Origin of the sequence: Uliginosibacterium sp. sgz301328 (genome assembly GCF_041807905.1) — a bacterium.
In the GTDB taxonomy this organism is placed as follows: Bacteria; Pseudomonadota; Gammaproteobacteria; order Burkholderiales; family Rhodocyclaceae; genus JBGVSA01.
Map to the genome: position 1 here is coordinate 1 of NZ_JBGVSA010000063.1, position 2,122 is coordinate 2,122.

General features: G+C 68.0%; 1 protein-coding gene. It reads right to left on the bottom strand.

Annotation, left to right across the window (positions count from 1 at the left end; all coding sequences use genetic code 11):
* Positions 1-2,122: Ig-like domain-containing protein (locus ACDA63_RS20075; protein ID WP_373665080.1), on the bottom strand; the 2,122-nt coding region annotated here is incomplete at both ends.

A 2,122-nucleotide genomic window follows, 5' to 3' on the forward strand; every position in this document is an offset into this window, starting at 1 on the left:
CCGGCGCCAGGGGCGCACCGGAGTCCGTGTAGCTCACATCGGTCGGCTCGCTGGTGTTGCCCGCCACATCGGTGGCGGTCACTTCCACCGTGCCCGTGGTCTGCGGCACATCGGTCGTCACGCTGTAGTTGCCGTCAGCATCGGCCGTCGTCGTAGCCGTGCTGCCATCCGGGTAGGTCACGGTCACCGTGCTGCCCGGCTCCGCCGTGCCCGATACCGTGAGACCACCGTCCTCATTGGCCGTCACCTCCGCCACCGGCGCCAGGGGCGCACCGGAGTCCGTGTAGCTCACATCCGTCGGCTCACTGGTGTTGCCTGCAGCGTCTGTCGCCGTTGCCTCAACCACGCCCGTGGTCTGCACTGTGTCCGAAGAAGTGGCGTAATTGCCCGATGCATCGGTCGTCGTCGTGCTCGTCGTACCGTCCGGGTAGGTCACCGTCACGGTGCTGCCCGGCTCCGCCGTACCCGATACCGTCAGGCCATTGTCCTCGTTGGCCGTCACGTTCACCACCGGGGCCAGGGGCGCACCGGAGTCCGTGTAGCTCACATCCGTCGGCTCACTGGTGTTGCCCGCCACATCGGTGGCGGTCACTTCCACCGTGCCCGTGGTCTGCGGCACATCGGTCGTCACGCTGTAGTTGCCATCGGCGTCCGCCGTGGTCGTGGCCGTGCTGCCATCCGGGTAGGTCACCGTCACCGTGCTGCCCGGCTCCGCCGTGCCCGATACCGTGAGACCACCATCCTCATTGGCCGTCACCTCCGCCACCGGCGCCAGGGGCGCACCGGAGTCCGTGTAGCTCACATCGGTCGGCTCGCTGGTGTTACCCGCCACATCGGTGGCGGTCACTTCCACCGTGCCCGTGGTCTGCGGCACATCGGTCGTCACGCTGTAGTTGCCATCGGCGTCCGCCGTCGTCGTAGCCGTGCTGCCATCCGGATAGGTCACCGTTACGGTGCTGCCCGGTTCGGCCGTACCCGACACCGTCAGGCCGCCGTCCTCATTGGCCGTCACCTCCGCCACCGGCGAGAGCGGTGCCCCCGTATCCGTGTAGCTCACATTCGTCGGCTCACTGGTGTTGCCCGCAGCGTCTGTCGCCGTTGCCTCAACCACGCCCGTGGTCTGCACCGTGTCCGAAGAGGTGGCGTAATTGCCCGAAGCATCCGCCGTCGTCGTGCTCGTCGTACCGTCCGGGTAGGTCACCGTCACGGTGCTGCCCGGCTCGGCCGTGCCCGATACCGTCACTGTCCCATCCGGATTCGCTGTCACGTTCACGATGGGTGCCAAGGGGGCGCCCGAGTCCGTGTAGCCCACATCCGTCGGCTCACTGGTGTTGCCCGCCACATCAGTGGCAGTCACTTCCACCGTGCCCGTGGTCTGTGGCACATCGGTCGTCACGCTGTAGTTGCCATCGGCATCGGCCGTCGTCGTGGCCGTGCTGCCATCCGGATAGGTCACCGTCACCGTGCTGCCCGGCTCCGCCGTACCCGATACCGTCAGGCCGCCGTCCTCATTGGCCGTCACCTCCGCCACCGGCGCCACCGGCGCACCGGAGTCCGTGTAGCTCACATCGGTCGGCTCGCTGGTGTTGCCCGCCACATCGGTGGCGGTCACTTCCACCGTGCCCGTGGTCTGCGGCACATCGGTCGTCACGCTGTAGTTGCCGTCAGCATCGGCCGTGGTCGTGGCCGTGCTGCCATCCGGGTAGGTCACCGTCACCGTGCTGCCAGGTTCCGCCGTACCCGACACCGTCAGGCCGCCGTCCTCATTGGCCGTCACCTCCGCCACCGGCGCCACCGGCGCACCCGTGTCCTCGTAGCTCACTTCCGTCGGCTCGCTGGTGTTGCCCGCCACGTCGGTGGCGGTCACGTCCACCGTACCCGTGGTCTGCGGCACATCGGTCGTCACGCTGTAGTTGCCATCGGCATCCGCCGTGGTCGTGGCCGTCGTACCGTCGGGATAGGTCACCGTCACCGTGCTGCCCGGCTCGGCCGTGCCCGATACCGTCAGGCCACCGTCTTCGTTGGCCGTCACGTTCACCACCGGTGCCACCGGCGCACCCGTGTCCTCGTAGCTCACGCTCGTCGGCTCACTGATGTTGTTGGCCGCATCGGTGGCCGTGGC